This window comes from Rubrivirga litoralis, from assembly GCF_031846415.1.
In the GTDB taxonomy this organism is placed as follows: Bacteria; Bacteroidota; Rhodothermia; order Rhodothermales; family Rubricoccaceae; genus Rubrivirga; species Rubrivirga litoralis.
The window spans coordinates 1-23,733 of record NZ_JAVRHT010000026.1; the positions used below are offsets into that span (position 1 = coordinate 1).

Sequence of the window (23,733 nt, forward strand, 5' to 3'; positions counted from 1 at the left end):
ACCCCGGCATCGCAAAAAACTGGAGGTCCGCCAGGTCGCCCTCCAGGACCGCCCCGCCCGCCGGAGCGGGGAGGTCGCGGGCGAGGGACTGGGCGTCGGCGAGCGCGCTCGCGTAGAGGGCGCGGCGCTCGGCGCCCGAGCACGACTCAGCGTAGGCCGCCCCGCCCAGGGCCGCGTCCAGGCTGAACGCGGGCGGGGCGGACCGCAGGCCGGCGGGGCAGCCGTCGCGGTGCGTCCACGTGCCGGCGGCCAGGTCGAAGTCGTAGAGCGCGAGGAAGCGGGCGCCGTGCGCGGCCACGAAGCGGACGGCGTCGATCACGTAGTCGACCTCGGCCTCGTCCATCGAGTAGTGGAGGCCGACGCGCGCCCACCCCGGCTTTAGCCCGTGGTGGCCGTCCAGGATGCACTGGCGGAACCGGGCGCTCTCCTCGGCCCCGATCCCCAAGAGCCGGTGGCCGTACGGCCCGGCGCACGAGCACCCCGCCCGGCTCTGGATGCCGAAGAGGTCGTCCAGGAGGACCGTCACGAACCGGGGGTGGAGCACGCCGCCCCGCCCGTCGCGGACGTTGAACGAGACGATCGACAGGCGCTCGACGTCGGCGGCCTGGGGGCCGAGGATCTCGACGCGGTCGTCGTCGGCCCAGGCGGCGAGGGCGCGGGCGAGGTGCGCGCGCTCGCGGTCGTGGATGGCGTCGACGCCGACGGCCCGCTTGACTTCGAGCGCGTAGGCCGCGCGGAGCGTCTGGAACAGCCCGGGCGTGCCGGCCGTCTCGCGCGCCTCGACGTCGTCGGTGTAGTCGTGGTCCGCCTCGTTCACGTACGAGACCGTCCCGCCCCCGCCGACGGTCGGCGCCAGGTCGCCGCGGTAGAGCGACTCGTCGAAGACCAGGAGCCCGCACGCGCCCGGCCCGCCGAGGAACTTGTGGGGCGAGAGGAAGACGGCGTCGATCCGCCCGTCCGGGTCGCCCTCGGGCGCCATGTCGATCTCGACGTACGGCCCGGTCGCCGCGTAGTCGAAGAGCGCGAGCGCGCCGCGCGCGTGGAGCGCCCGCGCGATCTCGCGGACCGGCGCGAGGATGCCGGTCACGTTCGACCCGGCCGAGAACGACCCGACGAGCGGCCGCCCCGCCCAGCGCGGGTCGTCCAGGCGCTCCGCGAGGGCGTCGAGGCAGACCTGGCCGCGGCCGTCGAGCGGCACCTCGACGACCGTGCACAGCCCCTCGCGCCACGTCACCTCGTTCGAGTGGTGCTCGTACGGCCCCACGAACACGACCGGCCCGCGCGCGCGGAGCGCCTCCGCCCCGCCCGGGACGAGCGGGGCGAGGGCGTCGAGCGTGGCCGGCGGAATCGCGATCCCGAGGATCTCCTGGAGCTTGTGGATGGCGCCCGTCGAGCCGGTCCCCACGCACACGACCTTCCCGCCCGGCCCGGCGTTCACGGCCCGCTTGATGGCGGCCTCGGCGTCGTGGAGGAGGCCGGTCGCCGCCCGGCCCGTCAGGCTGTCCTCGGTGTGGGCGTTGGCGTAGAGCGGGGCCAGCGCGCGCAGGTGGTCCTCGACGAACGCGAGCTGGCGGCCGGACGCCGTGTAGTCGGCGTAGACGAGCGGGCGCCGGCCGAACGGGGTCTCGACGACGGCGTCGGCGCCGATCGTCTGGGCGCGGAGCGCGGCGGGCGTGAGGGCGGGCAGGGTCATGGGCGGGGCGGCGGGCGTCCCGGAAGGTAGGCCGCCCCGCCCGTTCGTCCGAGACGGCTACCGTCACGCCCCGCCGAGGCCGATCGGGGCGGGGCGGGCGCCGTCGGAGCTCGCGTGGGGCGGGGCGGCGTTTACGCCTCCAGCGCCCGGCGCAGCACGTCGGCCGAGGCGGCGTCGTAGCCCACGAGGAGCACGCGCGGCGACGGCCCGTGCGCGTCCTGCCACGCCCGCACCGCGTCGACGGCGACATGCGCGGCGTCCGCCGGCGGGTAGCCGTAGACGCCGGTCGAGATGGCCGGAAAGGCGACCGACGACGCCCCGCTCTCGGCCGCGAGGTCGAGGCTGCTCCGGTAGCACGAGGCGAGGAGGTCGGCCTCGCCGGCCGCCCCGCCCCGCCACACCGGGCCGACGGTATGGATCACGAACCGGGCGGGGAGGCGGAACCCCGGCGTGACGCGGGCCTCGCCGGTCGGGCACCGGACGCCCGGGCGCACCTCGGGCACGGCCCGGCACGCCGCGAGCAGCTCCGGCCCGGCCGCGCGGTGGATGGCGCCGTCGACGCCGCCGCCGCCGAGCATCCGCTCGTTGGCCGCGTTGACGACGGCGTCGACGTCGAGCGTGGTGATGTCGGCCTGGACGACGGAGAGGGCGGGCATGGGCGGGGACAAATGGGGGCGGGGCGGCGCCGCGCGTGGGGACGGATTAGCGCGTGACGGCCGGCGCCACCTCCCGGCCGACGTCCCGCAAAAACTCCGGGGCGAGGTCGGCCCCGTTCGGCCACGCGACCGTCCCCGTCTCGGCGTCCACGTACACCTCGGCAAACGCGGACTCGTCCCGCAACGGCGCGAACACCTCCCCGTCCAGCTCGCCGCTGAGGTCCACTTCCCGCTCGGTCCCGTCCGTGAACGAGACTGCGAGCCGGTAGCCGCCCAGGTGCTCGACGCTCACGACGTGAAGGAAGGGGTACGGCATCGGTTCGGGAATCAGGTCAGCGGCTCGATCGGTTCCAGCGGCTTACGTGCTCGGGCGAGGTCCCAGTTCCGCATCAGCTCGTCCTCGTGGAGCGCCGCCCATTCGAGCACGAGCCGGAGCGCCCGCTTCGACATCCGCCCCGTTACAGCGCCGCCCCCAATCTCGACCGTCACCTCGTCTTCGCCGTAGCGGACGTGGAAGTGGGGCGGGGGGTGGTCGCGGTAGTTGAGGAAGACGACGATGCCGAAGAAGCGGGAGACGGTGGGCAACGCGACGCTGGGCGGTACGAGGGACCCGAACGTACCGCGCCCTTGACTGAGGGCGGGGCGGCCGCCGCGGGCCTCCGCCCCGCCCCGCTCAGTCCGCCTCCACGAGCTGCCCGTTGTTCACGACGGCCCACGCGCGCCCGACCATCGGGCTCCCCACGAACGGCGTGTTGTGCGACTTCGACCGGACGTGCTCGCGCCCGAACGTCCACTCCGTCGTGTCGTCGAAGACGGTCAGGTTGGCCGCCCCGCCCACGTCGAACGTCGGCACGTCGAGGCCGAGGATCTCGCGCGGCGCCACGGCCAGCTTGTGGACGACCTGGGCCAGCGTGAGCACGCCGGGCCGCACGAGGTCGCGGACCGTCAGGCCCCAGCAGGTTTCGAGGCCGAGGATGCCGAACGGGGCCTCGATAAACTCGACCTCCTTCTCGAAGGCCGCATGCGGCGCGTGGTCCGTCGCGATGGCGTCGATCGTGCCGTCGGCCAGGCCGTCCTTGATCGCCTGCACGTCGGCCGCGGTGCGGAGCGGCGGGTGCATCTTCGTGTTCGTGTCGTAGCCACTCGTCTCGACGGCCTCGTCGGTCAGCGCCCAGTGGTGCGGGCACGCCTCGGCGGTCACAGGCGCGCCCCGCCGCTTCGCCTCGCGGACGACATCGACGGCCCGGGCCGTCGAGATGTGGCAGACGTGGAACCGGCCGCCCGTGAACTCGGCGAGCAGGCAGTCGCGGGCGATCATGGCCTCCTCGGCGAGCCCGGGGATGCCGGGCAGCCCGAGCCGCGTGGCGACGGCCCCCTCGTTCATGTGCCCGTGCGGGTTGAGCGTCAGGTCCTCCTCGTGGCCCAGGACCGGCCGCCCGACCGTCCGCGCGTACTCGAGCGCCCGGCGCATGAGGCCGCCGTGCTGGACCGGCGAGCCGTCGTCGGAGAACGCGACCGCCCCGCCCGCGGCCATGTCCGCCATCTCGGCCAGCGCCTCGCCGCGGCGGCCCTTGGTGACGGCCCCGATGGGGTAGACGTCGACGGCCAGCCCCTCGGCCCGCTTGCGGACGAACTCGACCACGTCGCGCGTGGCAATCGGCGGGTCGGTGTTGGGCATGCAGGCGACGGCCGTGAACCCGCCCCACGCGGCCGCCCGCGCGCCGGTCTGGATCGTCTCCTTGTGCTCCTGGCCCGGCTCCCTCAGGTGGACGTGCATGTCCATCCAGCCCTGCGAGACCGTCTTGCCGGCCGCGTCGTACACGTCCGCCCCGCCCGCGTCGAGGGCGTCGCCGACGGCGGCGATCTTCCCGTCGCGGATGAGGACGTCGGCGCGGCGGGACGCGCCGGTCACGGCGTCGAGGACGGTGCCGCCGGAGATCAGGAGGTCGAGGGACACGGGCGGGGTGGCGAGGACGAGAAGAGGGAGGCACAGAGGCGATCTCCGCGCCCCTTCTCGGTGAGGGCGGGGCGGCCCCGAAGCTACCGCGGGCGGGCGGGGCGGCGCCCGGGACCCTCCCGCCGCCGCCGCGGTTGGGCACCCCTCCCCCACCCCGCCCCATGCCGACCGCGCGCCTCCGCCCCGCCCTCGCCGCCGCCGCGCTCGTCGGCTGCCTGACGGCCCACCCGCGCGTGCCGGCCCCGCCCCGCCCGCCGGGGGCGCCGGCGTTCACGCCCGACGTGTTCTTTGCCGGCTGGACGCGCGGCCTCGGCGTCCTCGACGTGCGGCTGCGCTCGCCCGAGCTCCTGTGCGTGGTCGGCTACGGCGAGGCGCAGCCCGACGGGACGTTCCGGCTCGACCAGACCGTCACGCACGCGGACGGACGGGCCGAGGAGCGGACGTGGACGATGCGCCGCGAGACGCCGACCCGCTACACGGCGACGCTCACCGACGCGGACGGCGAGGTGACGGCTACGGTCGAGGGCGGCGAGCTGTTTATCCGCTACTCGATGGGCGGCGGCCTCTCGATGCGCCAGCGCCTGATCCTCCAACCCGGCGGCCAGACGGCGCTCAACCTGTCGACGGTCTTTGCTCTCGGCGCCCTCCCCGTCGCGCGGCTCAACGAGCAAATCCAGAAGACCGACGCGCGCGTCCCGTGTGCGGGCGGGGCGGGCTCGTAGCGGGCGGACCCAACGGTAACGGGAAACGTAAAATCTCTCCACCCACGGCACCTAGATGTCCGTCACTGTCCAGTTCGACCTGCCCGAGAGCGTGTTCTCCAGCATCCGGAGCGCGCCCGATGACTTCGTGAGCGAGCTCCGCCTCGCGGCCGCCATCAAGTGGTTCGAGAGCGGCCGGATCTCCCAAGGGAAGGCGGCCGAAGTGGCCGGCATCAGCCGCCAGGCGTTCCACGACGCGCTCTCTGAATACGGCGTCTCCGCGTTCCAGGTCTCCTCGGAGGACCTCCGCGACGAGCTGCGGACGCTCTGAATGAGGCGCTGGGTCTTCGACGCCTCTCCCCTCATCGCGCTCGGGAAGATCGGGCTTCTGGATCTCCCAGCGCGGCTCCGAATCGGTGGTGCGATTCCAGAAGCGGTGGCCGCCGAAGTCGCAGCCGGCGACGACGCGGACCCCGCGAAGGTCTGGCTCCTCGGCGCCTCCCCGTTCCCCATCGTACCGGTTCCCGTCTCGCCCGCTGTCGCCGCGTGGGGCTTGGGCGAGGGCGAGAGCGCGGTGGTCTCGTACGCGCTCGACCACCCGAGCGCCGAGACTGTGTTGGACGACCGGGCAGCGCGGGCGTGCGCCCGGACGTTTGGCGTGGGCTCGCGCGGCACGCTCGGCCTCCTCGTGCTTGCCAAACGAGAGGGGGCCATCGCCGGAGTCCGCCCGTACGTGGACGCTCTGCTCGCCGCCGGCTACTACCTGGGAGACGACCTCGTTGCCGCCGTGCTGGCCGAGGCTGGGGAAGCCGCTCCCTGACCCCGCCCGGGCGGGGCGGCCTACCCGCCCACCGCCCCGCCCCGGCCGCCCGCGTCGAACGCCGCGTCCACGCGCGCGGCGACGTCGAGGAGGTGGTCGCGCGTCGCCGCGTCGCGCGTCCGCCCCGCACCGGCCTCGGCGCCCTCGCGGACGCGGCGGAGCGCGCCGCGCGCGGCGGCCCGCACGTCGGACTGGCTCACGTCGACGCCCAGGTGGCGGAGCCCCGCGGGAAGGTCCGGCCCGTCTTCGGTGAGGAGCGCGACGAGCCGCTCGACGTAGCCGCGCTGCAGGTTCCGGCGGTACACGTCGATGGCGGGGCGGCGGGCGTCGAGCTCGGCCCACACGTCGGCGCGGAGGTCGTCCATGAACGCGGCGAGCGGGTACGGCGCCGCCCCGCCCCGCCCGCCGTCGACGGCCTCGGCCTCGACGAGCCGGCCCAGCCGCATCGGGTCGAGGAGCCCGTTCAGGACCGCGACCTGGGCGCGGCGAAGGCCGTCGACGGCGCCCGTCGGCCGAATGCGGCGCAGGATCTCCGGGTCGAGCAGCCACGTCGGCGTCTCGAACACGTTCGCGTCCAGGAACGCGAGCGCCCGCTCCTGCTCCTGGCGCCCTACGGGCTCGAACACCACGCCCGCCTGGTCCGACGCCTTCGGCGTCTCGCGCACGCCGCCGACGACCGTCACCACGTGGCCCATGTAGCGCCGCCACATGCCGAGCGTCTCGCCGTAGATCTCGGCCAGGTCGTCGTAGCCCTCGCCCGGCGTCGACGTCCAGGCCACGAGGTTCGGGACCATGCGCTTCAGGTTCTCGACCGCGTAGCCGCTCGCCGCGACCGGATCGTCGCCCATGTCCTCGGTCTGCGCGTCCGGGTTGTAGCCGCCCCGCCCCGTCGAGAAGCGGTACACGGGGTCGCCCGCGCGCGCTGCCACGAGCGCGTCGAGCGTCGCCGTCTCGTCGTCGGGCGTCGCCACGTCGGGGTACCAGCGGTAGGCCCAGTTGATGGCGTAGTCGTCGTACGGGCCGATCTGGCGCACGAACCGCGTCACGCCGTCGCCGGGCTGGGCGACGTAGTTCTGGCGCGTGTAGTCCATGATCGTCGGGGCCACGCCGAACTCGCTCGTGAACGTCGGGCTGCGGAGGCTGTCGACCGGGAAGGCGCTCGACGCGATCATGTTGTGGGGGAGCCCGAGCGCGTGGCCGATCTCGTGGGCGATCACCTGGCGCATGGTCTCGCCGATGAGCGCCTCGTCGATCTGGAGCGACCGGGCGGCCGGGTTGGCCGCGCCCGTCTCGATCATCAGCCGGTTCCGGTACGAGCGGATGTGGTTGTGGTACCAGATGATGTCGCTCTCGATGATCTCGCCGCTCCGCGGGTCGCTCACGCTCGGCCCCGTCGCGTTCCGCGTCTCCGACGCCACGTAGCGGACAATCGAGTAGCGGACGTCCTCGGGGTCGAACGCCGCCGAGTCGCCCGGCGCCGGCGGCATCTCGCAGCGGATGGCGTTTTGGAAGCCGGCGACCTCGAACGAGCGGTTCCAGTCCTCGACGCCCTGGCAGAAGTACGGCCGCCAGCGCTCGGGCGTGGCCGGGTCGAGCGTGTAGACGATGGGCTCGACGGGCTCCACGAGCTCGCCGCGGAGGTACGCCGCCGTGTCGCGCGGGACGAGCCGCCACCGGCGGACGTACTCGCGCTCGGCCGCCTTCTGGTCGTCGCGCCCGTAGTCGATCTGGCGGACCGTGAAATAGCCCACGCGGTCGTCGGCGAGCCGCGCCGTCATGGGCTCGCGCGGGAGGAGCACGAACGAGTGGAACATCTGGAGCGAGACGGTCCCCGTGCCCGCGTTCGAGGGCGGGGCGGCCGCGTCGTACGTCGTCGTGTAGCGGACGTTGACGTTCTCGGGGAAGCTTTTGGCGCCGTCCACGAACGACCGCGCCTCGTCCAGCCGGCGGACCTTGAACCGCGTCCGCTGCGCGACGGTGAGGCCACTCAGCGCCGGCGTGTCCTTCCCGTACAGGTCGGTCACGTCGACGACCACGCCCGCGCCGTCCGGCGCGACGGCGGCGACCGGAAACGCGGCCACGACCGGCTCGAAGTTGTTGACGCGGACCGACTGCGCGATCGGCAGCGCCTCGTCGGCGACGGCCGCGTACGACTGGGTCCGCAGGAGCACGCGGTCGCCCACGCGCTCCCACCGGAGCACGCCCTCGGCGCGCTTGGCGCCGGCCGGGATGAACCCGCCCAGGTCCGCCGGCACCTGCGCGATGCGGACGACCGAGAGGAGGTCGCGGCCCATGAGCGAGTCCGGAACCTCGAACAGGAGTTTCTCCCCGACCCGGTGGACCGTGAACAGGCCGGCGTCCGTGACCGCCTCGTCCGTGACGACCTCGGCGTACGGCTTCGGGCCGCCCGTTTTCGCCGCCCCGCCCCGCCCGTTCGCGGCCTGCGAAGCGGGCGGGGCGGCGGCCGGCCGGGTGCCGGCGCAGCCGGCGAACAGAACGAGGGCGAGGGCGAGCGGGGCGAGGCGCACGGGCGGACCCAGAGGGCGGGGTGAGCGGGCTCGGATGGTACGGGCCGCCCCGCCCCCGTCGCCAGTCGGCCGCGGGCCAAAGATGCCCCACCCCGCCCACCCCGCGTGAGGGCGGGGCGGTCGTCGTAGCGGCGTTGCATGCAACGCCGTCGGGCCGGCCTCTGGGCGGGGCGGATCCGTAGGGACACCACGCGTGGTGTCCGCATGCGCGGCACGCCGCCCCGCCCCCCGTGTGGGATGGCCGCGCCGGGCCTCAGCCCCTGAACGCGCAGGCGGGGTGGCGGCGGCGACCGCCCCGCCCCGCCCACAAGACGCGAGGGCGGGGCGGTTGGGGCGGCACGCGGACGGCGGGGCGTGGGCGCGCGGCTCAGGGAAAGACCCCCAGACGGGTCAGGGGCGCCGGCCGAAACCTCCACCCTCCGCTCCCCTTCAAGCCCGCACCTCCCTCAGACCACGGCGGCTCCGCCCGTCCACCCCGCCCCCTCGACATGAGCGTTCTCCAGCCCCGCGACACCGTCAGCGACTTCGTCCTCGACCGCCTGATGGAGTGGGGCGTCGACACCGTCTTCGGGTACCCCGGCGACGGGATCGGCGCCTTCGACGGCGCCCTCGCGCGGGCCGACCACGACGACCTCCCGCTCCGCTACATCCGCCCGACGCACGAGGAGATCTGCGGGCTCATGGCGACGGCCTACGCCAAGTGGACGGGCCAGCTCGGCGTGTGCACGGCGACGTCGAGCCCGGGCGCGTTCCACATGCTCAACGGGCTCTACGACGCCAAGATGGACAACCAGCCCGTCGTCGCCGTCATCGGCCAGCAGAACCTGGCGTCGCTGGGGAGCGGCTACCAGCAGGAGTCGAACCTCGAGCGGACGTTCGCGGACGTGGGCGCCTACGTCCAGACGATCGTGACGCCGGAGCAGGCCCAGGTCGTCGTCGACCGGGCGTGCCGGACGGCCCTCACGCACCGCCAGCCATGCGTGATCGTGATCCCCCACGACGTGCAGGCCATGACGCGCGAGGAGCCGCCGCAGAGGATGGAGGTCTCGCGGAGCAGCTCGGCCCCGACCTCGACGGCCATCGCCCCGCCCCCGGACGAGCTCCGGCGCGCGGCCGACGTCCTCAACGCGGGTAAGAAGGTGGCCTTCCTCGTCGGCGCCGGCGCGCTCGGCGCGACCGACGAGGTGCTGGCGCTCGCCGAGAAGACCGGAGCCGGCATCACGACGGCCCTCCGCGGCAAGGACGTGGTCCCGGGTGACGTCCCCTACAACACGGAGCAGCTGGGGCTCCTGGGCACGCTCCCCAGCTACAAGATGATGCAGGAGTGCGACACGCTCCTCATGATCGGGTCGAACTACCCGTACGGCGGCTACCTCCCGGCGACCGGCCAGGCGCGGGGCGTCCAGATCGACCTCCGGCCGAGCCAGCTCGGCGTCCGCTACCCGATGGAGGTCACCCTCTGGGGCGACGCCAAGACGACGCTCCAGGCGCTCCTCCCGCTCGTCGAGCAGACGGCCGACACGTCGTTCCAGGACACGACGGCCGAGCGGATGCGGGAGTGGGAGGGCGTGCTGGCGGCCCTGGCCCAGAACGAGGCCGAGCCCATCAACCCGCGCCAAGTGTTCCACGAGATGAACGAGCGGCTGCCCGCGGGCGCCGTCGTCACGTGCGACGCCGGCTCGACGGCCGACTGGTACGGCCACCACGTCCGCCTCAAGCGCGGGATGCGCGGCGACCTCTCGGGGCGGCTCGCGACGATGCTCGCGGCCATGCCCTACGCCGTCGCCGCCAAGTTCGCGCTCCCCGGCCGGCCCGTCGTGTGCACGATCGGCGACGGCGCCTTCCAGATGCTGGGGATGAACGAGCTCATCACGGTCAAGAAGTACCAGCACCTGTGGGAGAACAAGCAGCTCGTCGTCCTGGTGCTCCACAACGACGACCTCACGCAGGTCTCGTGGGAGATGCGGACCGAGGACGGCAACCCGCGCTGGACCGGCTCGCAGGCCGTCGAGTCGATGGACTACGCGGCCTTCGCCGAGACGCTCGGGTTCCAGGGCCTCAAGGTGACCGACCCGTCCAAGGTCGGCGAGGCGTGGGACGCCGCGTTCGCCCACGACGGCGTGACGGTCCTCGACGTGCACACGGACAAGAACGTGCCGCCGCTGCCGCCCCACATCTCGTTCAAGTTCGCCGCGAACATGGCCGAGGCGCTCCTCAAGGGCGACCCCGACGAGTGGGACGTGGTCAAAAGCTCGGCCAAGGCGCTCGTGACCCAGAAGGCCGCCGAGGTCAAGGAGGCCCTCCACCTCGGCGACGACGACGACGACGCGTGACGCGCGCCGAGGGGGAGACCGCCCCGCCCCCGGCGCCCGCCGCCGCCCGCGAGCGGCCATGCACCACCCCGCCCTCTCGCTCCACGCCTGACGCCCCCGCCCCCATGACGACCGCCCCGCCCACGGTCTCCGACGCCCACCGCGCCGTGGCGCGCGACGCCCGCCGCCTGCTGTCCGAGCAGGCCACGCTGGCCGAGCTGGCGCCGAGCACCGGCCCGCTCGCCGGCGCCGCGGCGACCCCGTTCGGCTGGGGCTACGTGCTCGGCGTGGTCGACGCGCTGTGCGGGGTCCACGGCGCCCCGTTCGACGCGACGGCGCTCGGCGTGTGGGCGGCCGTGCTGGAAGAGGCGGCGGGCCGCCCCGCCCCCGACGCGCTCGACGCGGCGCTCGACGCGCTCCGGGGCGGGGCGGACACGGGCGGGGCGGGGCGGGAGCCGTACGGCTTCGCCGCAGGGCGCGAGTACGGCGGGAACGAGGCGCTGGGGTGGTCGCAGGGCGCGTGCGTGCCCGCCGCGCTCGTCCACCTGTCCCGGGTCCGGTCGTGAGCCCGATTTTTTTCACGCGGGCGCCACGCGCTCGGCGCCCTCCACCCCGCCCCTCGATGCCTCGCCTCCTTCCCCTCTCCCTGCTGCTCGCCCTCCTGCCGCGGCCGGGTGCGCCTCGACGGCTCCGCCGCTGGACGCCTCCGACGTAGCCGACGCGACGGCCAGCGTGGCCGGCCTGCGCGGCTACGTTCAGAATCAAGGCTACACCCTCTTTCCCGACGCGTCGTTCGACCCCGGCCTGTTCTCGACCAACCGCGAGTCGTTCTCGGTCGACGGCGGGCGCGGCCGGCTGAGCGTGTACGCGTTCGAGTCGGAGGCGGCGATGGAGCAGGCGGCGCTCCGGCTCTCGACGGCCGCGTTCTCGCCGGTCTGGAACGTCTACGAGGGCGGCAACCTCGTCGTCGTGTATCTCGGCCGCGACCCCGGGATGCTGGCCGCGCTGGGCCGGGTGATGGACCCCATCGCCTGACGCCCCGCCCCTGGCACCCGCCCCGCCCGAGCGGGGCGGGCGCTGCCCGAAGGTCCCTGTCGCTCGTGTTGTTTCCTCGTCCGTTGCCGTGGGCGGGGCGGCGATCCACCCTGCCCCATCAGGAGGGCGGGGCGGGCCACGACGGAGCGATCACCGACGGCCCCGCCGCGCCCCGTTTTCTCACGCCCCTCTTTCCCGTGTTCTCCAACAAACGCTACCGCTGGTGGCAGGCCGCCGCCGTCGGCCTCCTCGCCAACGCCCCGACCGCGCTCGGCCTCACCGGGCAGAACTCGAAGCCGTTCTACCAGGACCTCGACCAGCCGCCGGGCGCGCCGCCGGCGTGGGCGTTCGGGCCGGCCTGGACGCTCAACAACGTGACCACGCTCTGGAGCAACCTCCGCGTGGCGAACGCGCCCGAGGGGACGCCCGGGCGCCGGGCCTACCTCGCGCTCGAAGGCGTCGGCTGGGGGCTCTTTGCCGCCTTTACGCCGACCTTTTTCGGCCTCCGCAGCCCGGTCCTCGGCGCCGTCGACTCAGTCGCCTTTTTCGGGACGACGCTGGCCAGCACGGCGCTCGCCACGCAGATCGACAAAAAGGCGGCGCTCGCCCTGCTCCCGCGCCTGGCGTGGACCGGCTTCGCGAGCTACCTCGCCCTCGGCGTCGCCCGCCGCAACGACGACCCGCTGTTCGACGGCTGAGCGCCACGAGCCGCCCCGCGCCCGCCCCGTGACCACCCCGCCCGCCGCCCCGCTCCCCGCGCGGCAGATCCGGTTCCGCCGGCTCCTCCTGCTCGCACTCAGCGCCGTCGCGGGCTACGTCGACGTGCTGAGCTACACGCAGTTCGACCGCGTGTTCGTCGCCAACATGACCGGCAACACGGTCCTGCTCGGCATCTCGCTCGTCGACGGCGACCGGGGGGCGCTGCTTCAGCACGCCCTCGCGATCGTCGGCTTCATGGGCGGGGCGGCCTTCGGGACGTGGGTCGGGCACGGGCGGGACGCGCGGAGCGGGCTCCGCCGCGGGCTGACCGTCGAGATCGTCCTCCTCGTGGTGGTGGCGGCCGGCTGGACCCTCAGCGGCGACGCCACGCCGGGACCCGCCGTGCGCGAGGGGCTCATCGCCGCGGCCTCGGCGGCGATGGGCGTCCAAAGCGCGGCGGCCCGGCGGATCGACGTGCTGGGGATCTCGACGACCTACCTCACGGGCATGCTCACGCGCCTCTCGACGCTCGCCTTCGACCGTGCCGTGGGCGAGGCGCCGCCCGGGGAGCCGGTGCCGCGCTGGACGCCGCCGCCGGACGCCGTGCTCCTCGCGGCCACGTGGGGCGTCTACGTGGGCGGGGCGGCGGCGGCGGCGGCCGTGCTCCTCGTCACGAAGTCGTGGGCCGTGGTCGTCCCCATCGTCGTCCTGCTGGCGATGGTGGTCCGGTGGCCGGCGTGGCGGCGGCCGGCCGCCGCCGGGTAGCGCCCGCCCCGCCCTCGCCTGCCCCGAGACTGAGGAGCTGGGCGGGGCGGCCGCAGCACCGTTCATGCTCCCCAGAGTACGTTTACGGCCCTCTTCTCGCGCGGGACGCCCCCGCCCCCTCACGACGCGCGGGCGGGGTGGCCTCGACCTCCCCGCCCTCTCCTTCTCCATGCTCCTCTCCCTACTCCTCCAAAGCGGCGACTCCGGCGGCCTCACGATCGACTGGACGCAGATGCCGACCTACAACACGATCATGGCTGTGGCGACGGGCCCCGGCCTGATCCTCGTCGTGCGCGCCGGCCGCCTGCTCCGCTCGACGCTCCCCGAGCGGGCGCTCGAAGGCTACGCGATGGCGTTCGCCGTGCTCGGCACGATCCTCACGGCCACGGGCCTCCACATGACGCTCACGTGGCCGCTCGCGCGGTACTTCCCGTTCGACAACATCGTCTTCGGCGAGCCCAGCCTCGCGTTCGGCGTGCTCCTGCTGTGGGTCGCGTTCTACGCGTGGACCCGCGGACCGCGGCTGCTCGCCGAGGCGGACCCCGGCGCGGCGTTTACCGAGGTGCTCCGGCCGGTCTCGGTGTTCGTGTTCGGGATGGGGCTGGGCCTGTTCGGGATCGCGGCGGCCGGCGTGGGCTACCAGCTGTTCGCCGCCCCGCCCGAGGAGCCCATCGCGGGCTGGTTCGCGGCGTACCCCTGGATCGAGGCCACGTTCATCTCGGGCCTGTACGCGCTCGTCGGGCTGGGCGCCGTCCTGCTGCCGTGGTCGTTCCGCGAAGGCGTCCGCCGCGTGGTGGGGACAGCGTGGACCGTCGCCGGCGTCGTGTTCCTCCTGTTCGGGGCGCTCAACTTCTTCACCCACATCGGCCTCATCGTGAACACGATGCCCCACGCGCCGTGACGCGCGGAGGCGGGGCGGCGAATTCGGCGTCGAGGCCAGACAAACGAGAGCCCCGCGCCTCGGGGAGACGCGGGGCTCGGCCGGCGGGGACCGCCGGGATGCGGGTGCTCGGGTGAGCTACTCGCAGGTGCCGCCCGGGACGGGGTTCGGCGAGACGCAGGCGTCGAGCGAGCCGGTGCTCGTCCCGATCTGGGCGCCCATGTCGAGGATCGAGTCGGTCTGGGTCGACATCTGGTCCGCCGCGGTGAGCGTGCGGACGTCGCCGATGACCGAAAGGGCGGGGCGGGTGTAGGTCTTCATTGTAGCAGTTGGTTATGTGAGCAAAAAGCCGTCTCCCCAGCGCGCCAGGGCAACGAGCGGAGAGTGTACTGCAAGGGTACGGAAACGCCGATTCGGCCGCCGTAGGGGAATCGCTTTGGCCTCTCCGTTTCTCTCCTCACTCCCCGGTGCTCTTTTGGCGCACATATCCGCACGCGCCGCCCCAGTCGAACAGGGGAATCCCTGGGACCTCAAACGTGCTCGGCTCCGGCTCGCGCGCTACCGCCCCGCCCCGCCCACCGGGAAGTCGATCGAGATGGTGCCGGGGTAGCGGATGGGGCCGACCGGCGTCGACACCGTCGGCCGCGCCTCCAGGCGGACCGTTTGGCGCCGCGTGTCCGCGCCGGCCAGGTTGCGGACGAGCGTGGTGAGGTCGCCCACGTTGCGACCGAAAAAGCGGACGAGGTCGAGCTCCATCTCGATGGGCAGGTCGGCCACCCCGCCCGGCGGGACGAGGCGGTCGTCGTTGTAGACACCCGAGACGGTCTCGGTGCCGTCGAGGAACAGGGTCCAGTCGAGCGACACGAGCTGGGCCGCGGCCGGGTTGTCGGCCGGGTTCTCGGCGCCCACGTGGAGCGTGAACCGGAGCGGCACCTCGCCGCGCGCGGCGGCCGTCCCCAGCCGGGCGAGGTCGGCCGGGCCGAGGTCGCCGCCCCGGGCGATCCGGTCGAGGTCGACGCCGGCGACGAGCCCGTTCGACACGCGGTCGAGGTCGAACTGGACCTGGCGGAGCGCGGCGAGCTGCTGGATCGTCGTGCAGCCCGGCGCGACGAGGAGCGCGGCGAGGAGGGCGACGAAGAACGGGACCGTTCGGGGCATGGGCGGGCGTGGGGTGCGGGGAGCGTGCATACTAACCGAGCGACAACCGTGCCGGCCTCGGCGCCCGCCCCGCCCCCGACTCCGTGGTCCCGCTCCCCCACCCCCTCGTCGTCGTCGTCCACGACGTGCGCTCGGCGTACAACGTCGGCGCCGTGTTCCGCACGGCCGACTCGGCGGGCCTCGCCCGCGTCGTCCTCACCGGGTTCACGCCGACGCCCGCGCACCGCGGCGTGGCCAAGACGGCGCTGGGCGCCGAGGGCGCCGTGCCGTGGGAGCGCTACGACACGGCCGAGGACGCGTTCGCCGCGCTCCGCGCCGAGGGCTTCGCCGTCGCCGCCCTCGAACGGACGCCAGAGGCCGTGGCGCCGGGCGACGTGCCGGCCTCGGCGTTCCCGCTCGCGCTGGTCCTGGGCAACGAGAAAACGGGCGTGCCGCGCTACGTGCTGGACGCGGCCGACCTCGTCGTCGGGCTCCCGCAGTACGGCGCGAAGGCGTCGCTGAACGTGGCCGTCGCGTTCGGGGCCGCGGCCTACCGGCTCGTCGAGCGGTACCAAGAGGTCGGGCGCGGCGAAGGCGGACCGCCCGAGAGGGCCACCTCCCGTTGACCGAGCGGGCGGGGCGTGCGTAGCCCCTTGCCGGCGGGGCGGCGTACCTTGACGGCCGAAGCCAGGGGTGCCGCCCCGCTCCCGCCGCGCGCGGGCCGGGCGGCTGAGACAGACCCTCCGCACCTGATCCGGTTCGCACCGGCGTAGGGAGAGCTTCCGGTCGTGCCCGGCGGCACCCCCGGCTTCCAGACCCCCTCACCTCTGGACCGCCGCCATGGACCTCGCCACCCCGCCCGCCGCCTCGGCCCGCCGCGCCGCCGACGCCGCCACCCACGCCCGCATCGAGGAGCTCTCGGACGAGGTCCGACGCCCGCTCCCCGGCTCGCGCAAGGTCTACGTCGAGGGCTCCCGCCCCGACCTCCGCGTGCCGATGCGGCTCGTCGCGCAGGCGGACACGCCGGCCAGCTTCGGCGTCGAGGAGAACCCCGCGTTCCCGGTGTACGACGCTTCCGGGCCGTACACCGACCCTGACGTCCCGATCGACCTCCGGCGCGGCCTCCCGAGCGTGCGGGGCGCGTGGGTCGAGGAGCGCGGCGACACGGAGCGGCTCGGGGATCCGTCGAGCGCGTTCGGCCGCGAGCGGGCCGCCGACGCCGCGACGGCTCACCTCCGGTTCGAGCACGTCCGCCCGCCCCGCCGCGCCCGGGCGGGGCGGACGGTGACGCAGCTCCACTACGCCCGGCGGGGCGAGGTCACGCCCGAGATGGAGTTCGTGGCCATCCGCGAAGGCCAGCGGCTCGGCGCCCTCCGCGAGTCCCACCCCGCCCTGTTCCAGCAGCACGCCGGCCACGCCTTCGGCGCCGCCATCCCGCGCGAGATCACGCCCGAGTGGGTCCGCGACGAGGTCGCCCGCGGCCGGGCCATTATCCCGGCCAACGTGAACCACCCGGAGCTCGAGCCGATGGCGATCGGCCGGAACTTCCTCGTCAAGATCAACGCCAACATGGGCAACTCGGCCGTCACGTCGAGTATCGCCGAGGAGGTGGACAAGCTGACGTGGGCCATCCGGTGGGGGGCCGATACGGTCATGGACCTCTCGACCGGGAAGCACATCCACGAGACGCGCGAGTGGATCCTCCGGAACAGCCCGGTCCCGATCGGGACGGTCCCCATCTACCAAGCCCTCGAGAAGGTCGGCGGCACGCCCGAGGACCTCACGTGGGACCTGTTCCGCGACACGCTCGTCGAGCAGGCCGAGCAGGGCGTGGACTACGTCACGATCCACGCCGGCGTCCTCCTCCGGTTCGTCCCGCTGACGGCGGGGCGGCGGACGGGGATCGTCTCGCGGGGCGGCTCGATCATGGCCAAGTGGTGCCTCGCCCACCACCGCGAAAGCTTCCTCTACACGCACTGGGACGAGATCTGCGAGATCTGCGCAGCCTACGACGTCTCGTTCTCCATCGGGGACGGGCTCCGGCCGGGCTCGATCGAGGACGCCAACGACGACGCCCAGTTCGCCGAGCTCTACGTGCAGGGCGAGCTGACGAAGCGGGCGTGGGCGCACGACGTCCAGGTCATGAACGAGGGGCCGGGCCACGTCCCGATGCACCTGATCCAGGAGAACATGCAGAAGCAGCTCGACTGGTGCGGGGAGGCCCCGTTCTACACCTTGGGGCCGCTGACGACCGACATCGCTCCGGGCTACGACCACATCACGTCGGGGATCGGCGCCGCCATGATCGGGTGGTTCGGGTGCTCCATGCTGTGCTACGTGACGCCGAAGGAGCACCTCGGGCTGCCAGACCGCGACGACGTCCGCGAGGGGGTCATCACGTACAAGATCGCGGCGCACGCGGCCGACCTCGCCAAGGGCCACCCGGGCGCGCAGGCCCGCGACAACGCGCTCTCGAAGGCCCGGTTCGAGTTCCGCTGGCAGGACCAGTTCAACCTGGGCCTCGACCCGGAGCGGGCCTGCGCCTTCCACGACGAGACGCTCCCGAAGGACTCGGCAAAGGTGGCCCACTTCTGCTCGATGTGCGGGCCGAAGTTCTGCTCGATGAAGATCACCCAGGACGTCCGCGACTACGCGGCCGCGCACGGGGTCGACGTCGAGGCGGCCATCCCCGAGGGGATGCGCGAGAAGGCCGGGGAGTTCGCGGCCGGCGGCGGCACGCTCTACCCCCGCGCCTGACCACCCCGCCCGCGGCGTGTGCGGGCGGGGCGGCCCGGGCGGGGTGGGACAACTCCAGGCGGGACGTCCCGGACGGGGCGGCGCTCGCGCTAAGTTTCCGCTCCCCTTCCACCCGCCCCGCCCCGCCCATGCTCATCAAACCCGGCCGTTCGAGCGGCAACCTCATCGACCGCCGCGGGGGGCGGGGCGGGCGCGGCGGGCGGGTCGGCCTCGGGCTGGGCGGCCTGGTGGTGGTCCTCATCGCGGCCTTTTTCGGGCTCCCCGTCGACCAGTTCCTCGGCGGGGGCGGGGCGGCGACGGGGCCGGTCGAGACGACGCCGAGCGCGCCGCAGGACGAGGCCTCGCAGGTCGTCGACGCCGTGCTCGCCTCGACCGAGGACGTCTGGGGCGCCCTCTACCGCCAGACCGGCGACGTCTACCCCGAGCCCAACCTCGTCCTCTACGAGGGCGCCACGCCGACCGGGTGCGGCTACGGGCAGGCGGCGACGGGGCCGTTCTACTGCCCGTCCGACCAGACGGTGTACCTCGACCTCTCGTTTTTCCGCCAGCTCGCGGCGCTCGGCGCGCGGGGCGACTTCCCGCTCGCCTACGTCATCGCCCACGAGGTCGGCCACCACGTCCAGAACGTCGAGGGGCTCCTGGGCCGGTCGCGCTCGAACGCCATGTCGGTCCAGACCGAGCTCCAGGCCGACTGCCTCGCCGGCGTCTGGGCGCACTACGCCCAGGACGAGGGCGGGGCGGTCACGCTCGACGACGCCGACATTGAGGAGGGCATATCGGCCGCCGCCGCCGTCGGCGACGACCGCCTCCAGGAGCGGGCCGGCGGCGTCGTCCGGCCCGAGTCGTTCACGCACGGCTCGTCGCGCCAGCGCGCCGAGGCGTTCCTGGCCGGCTACCAGGGCGGCGACTACGCCGTGTGCTTCCGGTAGTCCGCCCCGCCAGCGGCCGCCCCGCCCTCGGCGTCACGCGGGAGGCGCCGCCCCGCCCTCGGCCCACGCCACGACCAGCCACAGGCCGCCGACGCGGCCGTAGCGGAGCCGCCACGGCCCGGAGGCCTCGGCCCAGGCCCGCGCCGCCCCGCTCGCGGCAGCCGGGGCGGGGCGGTCCAGCGTCAGGCGGACCGACCGGGCGCCGGCGCGCAGCCCCGTCCGCTGCCCCTTGAGGACGGCCTCCTTCATCGACCACAAGAGCGTCTGCGCCTCGTCGGTCGGGCCGCCCAGGGCGTCGAGCGCGCCCAGCTCGTCGTCGCGGAGCATGCGCCGCCACAGGGCGGGGTGGCGCGGGGCCACCGCCTCGACGTCGACGCCGACCGGGCGGTCGGCGAGGGCCGCCGCGCCGACTGCCGCCCCGCCCCGCCCGGCGTGGGCGATGGACACGAACGCGGGCGGAGCGGGCGGGGCGCCGTCGTGCGCGAGGTCGAGGCGCGAGAGGTCGAGGCGCGGGGCGCCGTCCGGGCCGACGACGAGCGGGACGTCGGGCGGGGCGCAGCCCAGGCGGCCGGCGGCGAGCCTGCGCAGGGCCTCGCGGCCGAGCGCGAAGCGGAGCCGGCGGTCGGCGCTCCCGAACGCGGCAGCCCGCGCGCGCTCGGCGGCCGAGAGCGCGTCGGGGTCCGCCCCGCCCCCGGCGAGGGCGACCTCGACGCCGGATGGGAGGCCGCGCCGGAACGTTTTCAACCCTGACTGAAAGTTATTCGCACGGGCGGGACCGTCTGGAGCAGGAAGAGAGTACGGAGCCACTGGGGAAGTCCACTACACGGCCCGACGGGGAAACCGCTGTCGGACTGGTACCGACGCACTACGGCTCCCCGTTCCTCCCCCGCTATCTTCCGCTCCTCCACACCTCCGCTATGAGCGACTTGCCCGTGCCGCCCCTCGCGCCCCCGATGGACTCCTCCGGAGACGGAGCCGACGTGGCCCCCGGCGCCCTCGGCCGTGTCCGCGAGTCGTTCACCGACTTTCTCGCGGCGTACCGCGAGCGGCTCGACCACCTGTTCGAGGTCCGCGTCGACGCCGGCCGCATGAACCTCCAGCGCGGGCTGCCCCCGTTCGTCGTCCAGCGGTTCCGCGACGTCGACCCGCTCTCGGTCTACGTGCCCGAGGCGTACGGCGGGCGGGGCGGCTCGATCGCCCACAGCATGACGGTGCTCGAAGAGACGAGCTACCACTCGCTCGCGCTCTCGCTCGTCGTCGGGATCAACGGCGGCCTGTTCCTCCAGCCCGTCGCGAAGTACGGGTCCGAGGAGGCCAAACGTCGCGTGCTCCCGGCCTACGTCCAGGGCCGGCGGATGGGCGGGCTCATGATCACCGAGCCCGACTACGGGTCCGAGGCGCTCCGCATGGAGACGTCGTGGACGCAGGACGAGAGCGGGACCTACCACGTCGAGGGCACCAAGCACTGGGCCGGGCTGACGGGCTGGGCCGACTACTGGCTCCTCACGGCCCGCGGCCGGACGTCGTCGGGCGAGCTCCGCCGCGACGTCGACTTCTTCATTGCCGACAGCACGTGCCCGCGCCAGCACGTCGAGGTCGAGGAGGTGTACCCGAACGTCGGGCTCAAGATGATCCCGTACGGCCTCAACCGGGTCAACGTGGACCTCCCCGCGTCCTCGCGGCTCGAGCCCGAGACGACCGGCGTCAAGATGATGCTCGACATCCTGCACCGGAGCCGGCTCCAGATCCCCGGCATGGGCATGGGTTACCTCCGGCGGCTCTACGACGAGGCCCTCGACCACTGCCGCGAGCGGTTCGTCGGCGGCCGGTCGCTCGTCGACTACGACCAGGTCAAGGGACGGCTGGCCCGGCTCCAGTCGTTCGTGACGGGGACGGCCGCCATGTGCCTCTCGACGTCCGAGGTGGCCGGCGTCGAGCGCAATCTGTTTTCCGAGAGCCTCCGCGCGAACGCCTTCAAGACGGTCGTGACGGACTGGATGCAGGAAGCGGCCCAGTCGTTCCTCCAGCTCGCCGGCGCCCAGGGCTACCGCGAGGACCACTTGGCGGGGCGGTCCATCGTGGACTCGCGGCCGTACCAGATCTTCGAGGGCTCCAACGACATCCTCTACCAGCAGGTCACGGAGTCGGTCGTGAAGGCGATGCGCCGGCTCAAGCAGGCCAACCTGGGCGCCTACCTCCGCACCGAGCCGCTCACGGCGCGGGCCGCTGAGACGCTGGGCGACGCGCTGTCGTTCGACGTCGACTGGGCGATGCCGCAGCGGAAGCTCGTCGAGCTGGGCCGCGCCATCAGCCGGCTCGTGACCATGGAGATGACGATCGAGCTCGGCGAGCGCGGCTACTCGGCCGAGCTCGTCCACAACATGCTCGACGAGACGCGGGCCGAGATCCGGGGCCTCCTCGAAACGTACCGGCGGGGCGGCCTGACGGCGCTCGTTGAGGAGCCGTCGACGGCCGACTGGCTCCACCGCGTCCGCCCCGCCACCTCGTGAGCGGGGCGGCCTGGGCGGGGCGGCCCGCGGACGCCGAGCTCGCCCCGTTCTACCGGCGCTACGTCGCGCTCGTCCCCGACGGGGACCTGCTGGAGACGCTGGCGGCGCAGGGCGCCGAGACGGCGGCGTGGCTCCGGTCGCTCCGCCCCGCCCTCGCCAGCTGGGCCTACGCGCCGGACAAGTGGACCGCGGCCCAGGTGGTCGCCCACGTGATCGACACCGAGCGGATCTTTGGCGCCCGCGCCCTCCGCCTCGGGCGGGGCGACCCGGCGCCGCTGCCGGGCTACGACCAGGACGCGTACGTCGCGGCGCTCGGCCCCGAGCGCCGGTCGCTGGCCGACCTCGCGGGCGAGCTCGAACGCCTCCGCGCAACGACCGTCGACCTGCTCAGATCGATCCCCCACCCCGCCCTCGACGTTGTCGGCACGGTGTCGGGCGGGCCGATGAGCGCGCGCGGGGCCGCCTACGTGATCGCGGGACACGAGCGGCACCACGTCCAGATCTTGCGCGAGCGGTACGCCGCGGGCGGGGCGGCGTAACCCGACGGGGCGGGACGCCGTAGGGGCGGGTCCCGCTGCCCCTGCACGCCATGAGCGCCGACGCCTTGAAGCGACTTCTGATCCTGTCGACGGGGGCGGCCTACCTCGCGAGCGTCCCGTGGGCCTACCACGACGCCGAGCAGCGGGGCAAAAGTGGCCCGCTCGTGGCGCTCGGGGTCGGCCTGGTCTCGTGGCCGTTCGGGCTGCTGGCGTGGCTGTTTGCCCGCCCCGCCCGGAGGTCCGGCTAGAGCAACGTGCAGGTAGATACAGAGGTACTCGGTACGAGGTACACGAGCGCCGAGGCCAGATCGAGCCGTACCTCGTACCCAGTAACCCCGTACCCACCCGAAGGGTGCTCTAGCTCTGGCGCCTCGGGCGGGGTGGCTCCGCTCGGGGGACTCTCCTCACCCGCCCCGCCCCGATGCTCCGCTTGCTGCTCCCGCTGGTCGCCCTCGTCGCCGCGTCCGCCGCCGCCCAGTCGCCCGTCGTCGGGGACTGGACGGGCGAGATCGAAGGGGCCGGGCTGACGGTCACGTTCCACGTCGCCGACGCGGACGGCGGCCTCTCGTCCACGTTCGACGTGCCAGCCCAGGGCGCCCTCGGCGTGCCGACGGGCGAGACCACGTTCCGCGGCGACACGCTCACGATCACGGTCCCGCTCGTCGGCGGCCGGTACCAAGGCACGCTCGTGGGCGGGGCGGTCGCGGGCACGTGGAGCCAGGGCGGGGCGAGCCTCCCGCTTCGGCTCACGCGCGCCGAGGGCGGGGCGGCCGCCCCGCCCGAGCGGGCCGACACGCCGCAGCCGCCGTTCCCGTACCGCGACGAGGAGGTGTCGGTCGCGTCCGTCGATGGCGTGACGCTGGCGGGGACGCTCACGGTACCGGACGGCCCGGGGCCGTTCCCGGGCGTCGTCCTCGTGTCGGGCTCGGGGCCGCAGGACCGGGACGCGGACGTGCTGGGGCACCGCCTGTTCGTTGTCCTGGCCGACCACCTCGCCCGGCGCGGGATCGCCGTCCTCCGCTACGACGAACGCGGCGTGGGCGCCTCGACGGGCGACTTCGGCGCGGCGACGACGGCCGACTTCGCGCTCGACGCGCAGGCCGCGGCGGACGCTCTGGCGGGGCGGTCCGAGGTGTCGAGCGTGGGCGTCGTGGGGCACTCCGAGGGCGGCCTCGTCGCCCCGCTCGTCGCGAACGCCCTGGACGCCGTCGACTCCGTGGTCCTTCTCGCGGGTCCGGCCGTGCCCGGGCGCGACGTCCTGCGGTACCAGCTCTCGCGCGGCCTGGGCGGGGCGGAGGTTTCCGACGCCGGCCGAGCGGCGTACGGCGCGGCCCTGGACCGGCTGCTCGACGAGGTCTCGACGGGCAGTCCGGCCGACGCCGCCGAGCGCGCGGCGGCCGCGTTCCGCGACGAGACGGCGGGGCTCGGCCCGGCGGACCGCGAGGCGCTGGGCCTCGATGCTGCCCCGGCCGACCCGCTGGCGGCGGGGCTCGCTGGCCCGTGGGAGCGGTACTTCATCGCCTACGACCCAGCGCCGGCGCTCCGGGCGCTCCGCGTGCCCGCCCTCGCCGTGTTCGGTGGGCTCGACCGACAGGTCCGCGCCGACGACAACGTGCCGGCCATGCGCGCCGCGCTCGCGGACGCGCCCGCGGGCTCCGACGTCGTGGTCTTCGACGGCCTCAACCACCTGTTCCAGCCGACCGAGGCGGGCGACCCGGCGGAGTACGGCCAGATCGACACGTCATACGCGCCGGCCGTGATGGAGGCGGTCGCGGATTGGATCACGGCGCGGACGCCGTAGGCCGCCCCGCCCGA

25 protein-coding genes are annotated in these 23,733 nt (G+C 74.2%); 16 read left to right on the forward strand and 9 right to left on the reverse strand.

The window, feature by feature from the left end:
• From RM540_RS11225 to RM540_RS11245, 5 genes are all read right to left on the reverse strand, one after another.
• The coding region (locus tag RM540_RS11225; RefSeq protein ID WP_311664097.1) for an aminotransferase class V-fold PLP-dependent enzyme at positions 1-1,693 on the reverse strand (1,693 nt) is incomplete at its 3' end.
• A 131-nt stretch (positions 1,694-1,824) separates the two neighbouring features.
• Positions 1,825-2,349 carry an O-acetyl-ADP-ribose deacetylase gene (locus RM540_RS11230; protein ID WP_311664099.1) on the reverse strand — a complete coding sequence of 175 codons (525 nt, stop codon included), beginning with the start codon at positions 2,347-2,349 and terminating at the stop codon, positions 1,825-1,827.
• Between the two features lie 46 nt (positions 2,350-2,395).
• Positions 2,396-2,665 carry a DUF2442 domain-containing protein gene (locus RM540_RS11235; RefSeq protein ID WP_311664101.1) on the reverse strand — a complete coding sequence of 90 codons (270 nt, stop codon included), beginning with the start codon at positions 2,663-2,665 and terminating at the stop codon, positions 2,396-2,398.
• Positions 2,666-2,676: 11 nt separating this feature from the next.
• On the reverse strand, positions 2,677-2,934 hold the full coding sequence (locus RM540_RS11240; RefSeq protein ID WP_311664103.1) for a DUF4160 domain-containing protein: 258 nt from the start codon (positions 2,932-2,934) through the stop codon (positions 2,677-2,679).
• Between the two features lie 88 nt (positions 2,935-3,022).
• Positions 3,023-4,306, reverse strand: coding sequence for a dihydroorotase (locus tag RM540_RS11245; RefSeq protein ID WP_311664105.1), 1,284 nt, complete (start codon positions 4,304-4,306; stop codon positions 3,023-3,025).
• A 161-nt stretch (positions 4,307-4,467) separates the two neighbouring features.
• On the opposite strand from RM540_RS11245, the gene RM540_RS11250 reads away from it, so the two are divergent.
• Genes RM540_RS11250 through RM540_RS11260 form a run of 3 tightly spaced genes read left to right on the forward strand, consistent with a single transcriptional unit; the run spans position 4,468 to position 5,827 of the window.
• Positions 4,468-5,028 carry a DUF3833 family protein gene (locus tag RM540_RS11250; RefSeq protein ID WP_311664107.1) on the forward strand — a complete coding sequence of 187 codons (561 nt, stop codon included), beginning with the start codon at positions 4,468-4,470 and terminating at the stop codon, positions 5,026-5,028.
• Positions 5,029-5,083: 55 nt separating this feature from the next.
• A complete protein-coding gene (locus tag RM540_RS11255; RefSeq protein ID WP_311664109.1) occupies positions 5,084-5,338 on the forward strand; it encodes a UPF0175 family protein in 255 nt (84 codons plus the stop codon).
• Positions 5,339-5,827: a PIN domain-containing protein gene (locus tag RM540_RS11260; protein ID WP_311664111.1), complete on the forward strand. Its 489-nt coding sequence runs from the start codon at positions 5,339-5,341 to the stop codon at positions 5,825-5,827.
• A gap of 20 nt (positions 5,828-5,847) precedes the next feature.
• Here RM540_RS11260 and RM540_RS11265 read toward each other — a convergent pair whose 3' ends face one another.
• Positions 5,848-8,355: a zinc-dependent metalloprotease gene (locus RM540_RS11265; RefSeq protein WP_311664113.1), complete on the reverse strand. Its 2,508-nt coding sequence runs from the start codon at positions 8,353-8,355 to the stop codon at positions 5,848-5,850.
• Between the two features lie 488 nt (positions 8,356-8,843).
• Here RM540_RS11265 and RM540_RS11270 point away from each other — a divergent pair, with 488 nt between their 5' ends.
• From RM540_RS11270 to RM540_RS11295, 6 genes are all read left to right on the forward strand, one after another.
• On the forward strand, positions 8,844-10,688 hold the full coding sequence (locus RM540_RS11270; RefSeq protein WP_311664115.1) for a thiamine pyrophosphate-requiring protein: 1,845 nt from the start codon (positions 8,844-8,846) through the stop codon (positions 10,686-10,688).
• 104 nt (positions 10,689-10,792) lie between these two features.
• On the forward strand, positions 10,793-11,233 hold the full coding sequence (locus tag RM540_RS11275) for a hypothetical protein (protein ID WP_311664117.1): 441 nt from the start codon (positions 10,793-10,795) through the stop codon (positions 11,231-11,233).
• A gap of 166 nt (positions 11,234-11,399) precedes the next feature.
• Positions 11,400-11,702, forward strand: a complete 303-nt coding sequence (locus RM540_RS11280; protein ID WP_311664119.1) for a hypothetical protein — start codon at positions 11,400-11,402, stop codon at positions 11,700-11,702.
• A 197-nt stretch (positions 11,703-11,899) separates the two neighbouring features.
• Positions 11,900-12,400, forward strand: coding sequence for a TspO/MBR family protein (locus RM540_RS11285; protein ID WP_311664121.1), 501 nt, complete (start codon positions 11,900-11,902; stop codon positions 12,398-12,400).
• A gap of 28 nt (positions 12,401-12,428) precedes the next feature.
• The gene (locus RM540_RS11290; protein ID WP_311664123.1) at positions 12,429-13,166 is read left to right on the forward strand and encodes a YoaK family protein; all 738 of its coding nucleotides are present in this window, start codon (positions 12,429-12,431) and stop codon (positions 13,164-13,166) included.
• Between the two features lie 169 nt (positions 13,167-13,335).
• On the forward strand, positions 13,336-14,067 hold the full coding sequence (locus tag RM540_RS11295) for a DUF981 family protein (protein ID WP_311664125.1): 732 nt from the start codon (positions 13,336-13,338) through the stop codon (positions 14,065-14,067).
• 117 nt (positions 14,068-14,184) lie between these two features.
• Here RM540_RS11295 and RM540_RS11300 read toward each other — a convergent pair whose 3' ends face one another.
• Positions 14,185-14,367, reverse strand: coding sequence for a hypothetical protein (locus RM540_RS11300; RefSeq protein ID WP_311664127.1), 183 nt, complete (start codon positions 14,365-14,367; stop codon positions 14,185-14,187).
• Positions 14,368-14,604: 237 nt separating this feature from the next.
• The gene (locus RM540_RS11305) at positions 14,605-15,204 is read right to left on the reverse strand and encodes a hypothetical protein (RefSeq protein ID WP_311664129.1); all 600 of its coding nucleotides are present in this window, start codon (positions 15,202-15,204) and stop codon (positions 14,605-14,607) included.
• Between the two features lie 83 nt (positions 15,205-15,287).
• Here RM540_RS11305 and RM540_RS11310 point away from each other — a divergent pair, with 83 nt between their 5' ends.
• The 3 genes from RM540_RS11310 (at position 15,288) to ypfJ (ending at position 18,869) form a co-directional block, all read left to right on the forward strand.
• A complete protein-coding gene (locus RM540_RS11310) occupies positions 15,288-15,809 on the forward strand; it encodes a TrmH family RNA methyltransferase (protein ID WP_311664131.1) in 522 nt (173 codons plus the stop codon).
• Positions 15,810-16,023: 214 nt separating this feature from the next.
• Entirely contained in the window at positions 16,024-17,940 is a 1,917-nt protein-coding gene (gene thiC, locus RM540_RS11315) for a phosphomethylpyrimidine synthase ThiC (RefSeq protein ID WP_311664133.1), read from the forward strand.
• Between the two features lie 128 nt (positions 17,941-18,068).
• Positions 18,069-18,869, forward strand: coding sequence for a KPN_02809 family neutral zinc metallopeptidase (ypfJ, locus tag RM540_RS11320; protein ID WP_311664135.1), 801 nt, complete (start codon positions 18,069-18,071; stop codon positions 18,867-18,869).
• Between the two features lie 33 nt (positions 18,870-18,902).
• Here ypfJ and RM540_RS11325 read toward each other — a convergent pair whose 3' ends face one another.
• The gene (locus RM540_RS11325; RefSeq protein WP_311664137.1) at positions 18,903-19,613 is read right to left on the reverse strand and encodes a 4'-phosphopantetheinyl transferase family protein; all 711 of its coding nucleotides are present in this window, start codon (positions 19,611-19,613) and stop codon (positions 18,903-18,905) included.
• 209 nt (positions 19,614-19,822) lie between these two features.
• On the opposite strand from RM540_RS11325, the gene RM540_RS11330 reads away from it, so the two are divergent.
• From RM540_RS11330 to RM540_RS11345, 4 genes are all read left to right on the forward strand, one after another.
• A complete protein-coding gene (locus tag RM540_RS11330; RefSeq protein WP_311664139.1) occupies positions 19,823-21,379 on the forward strand; it encodes an acyl-CoA dehydrogenase family protein in 1,557 nt (518 codons plus the stop codon).
• Entirely contained in the window at positions 21,376-21,918 is a 543-nt protein-coding gene (locus tag RM540_RS11335) for a DinB family protein (protein ID WP_311664141.1), read from the forward strand. The genes RM540_RS11330 and RM540_RS11335 overlap by 4 nt, the downstream gene beginning before the upstream one ends.
• A 50-nt stretch (positions 21,919-21,968) precedes the next feature.
• A complete protein-coding gene (locus RM540_RS11340; protein WP_311664143.1) occupies positions 21,969-22,166 on the forward strand; it encodes a hypothetical protein in 198 nt (65 codons plus the stop codon).
• Positions 22,167-22,339: 173 nt separating this feature from the next.
• A complete protein-coding gene (locus RM540_RS11345; RefSeq protein ID WP_311664145.1) occupies positions 22,340-23,719 on the forward strand; it encodes an alpha/beta hydrolase family protein in 1,380 nt (459 codons plus the stop codon).
• Positions 23,720-23,733: the final 14 nt, after the last annotated feature.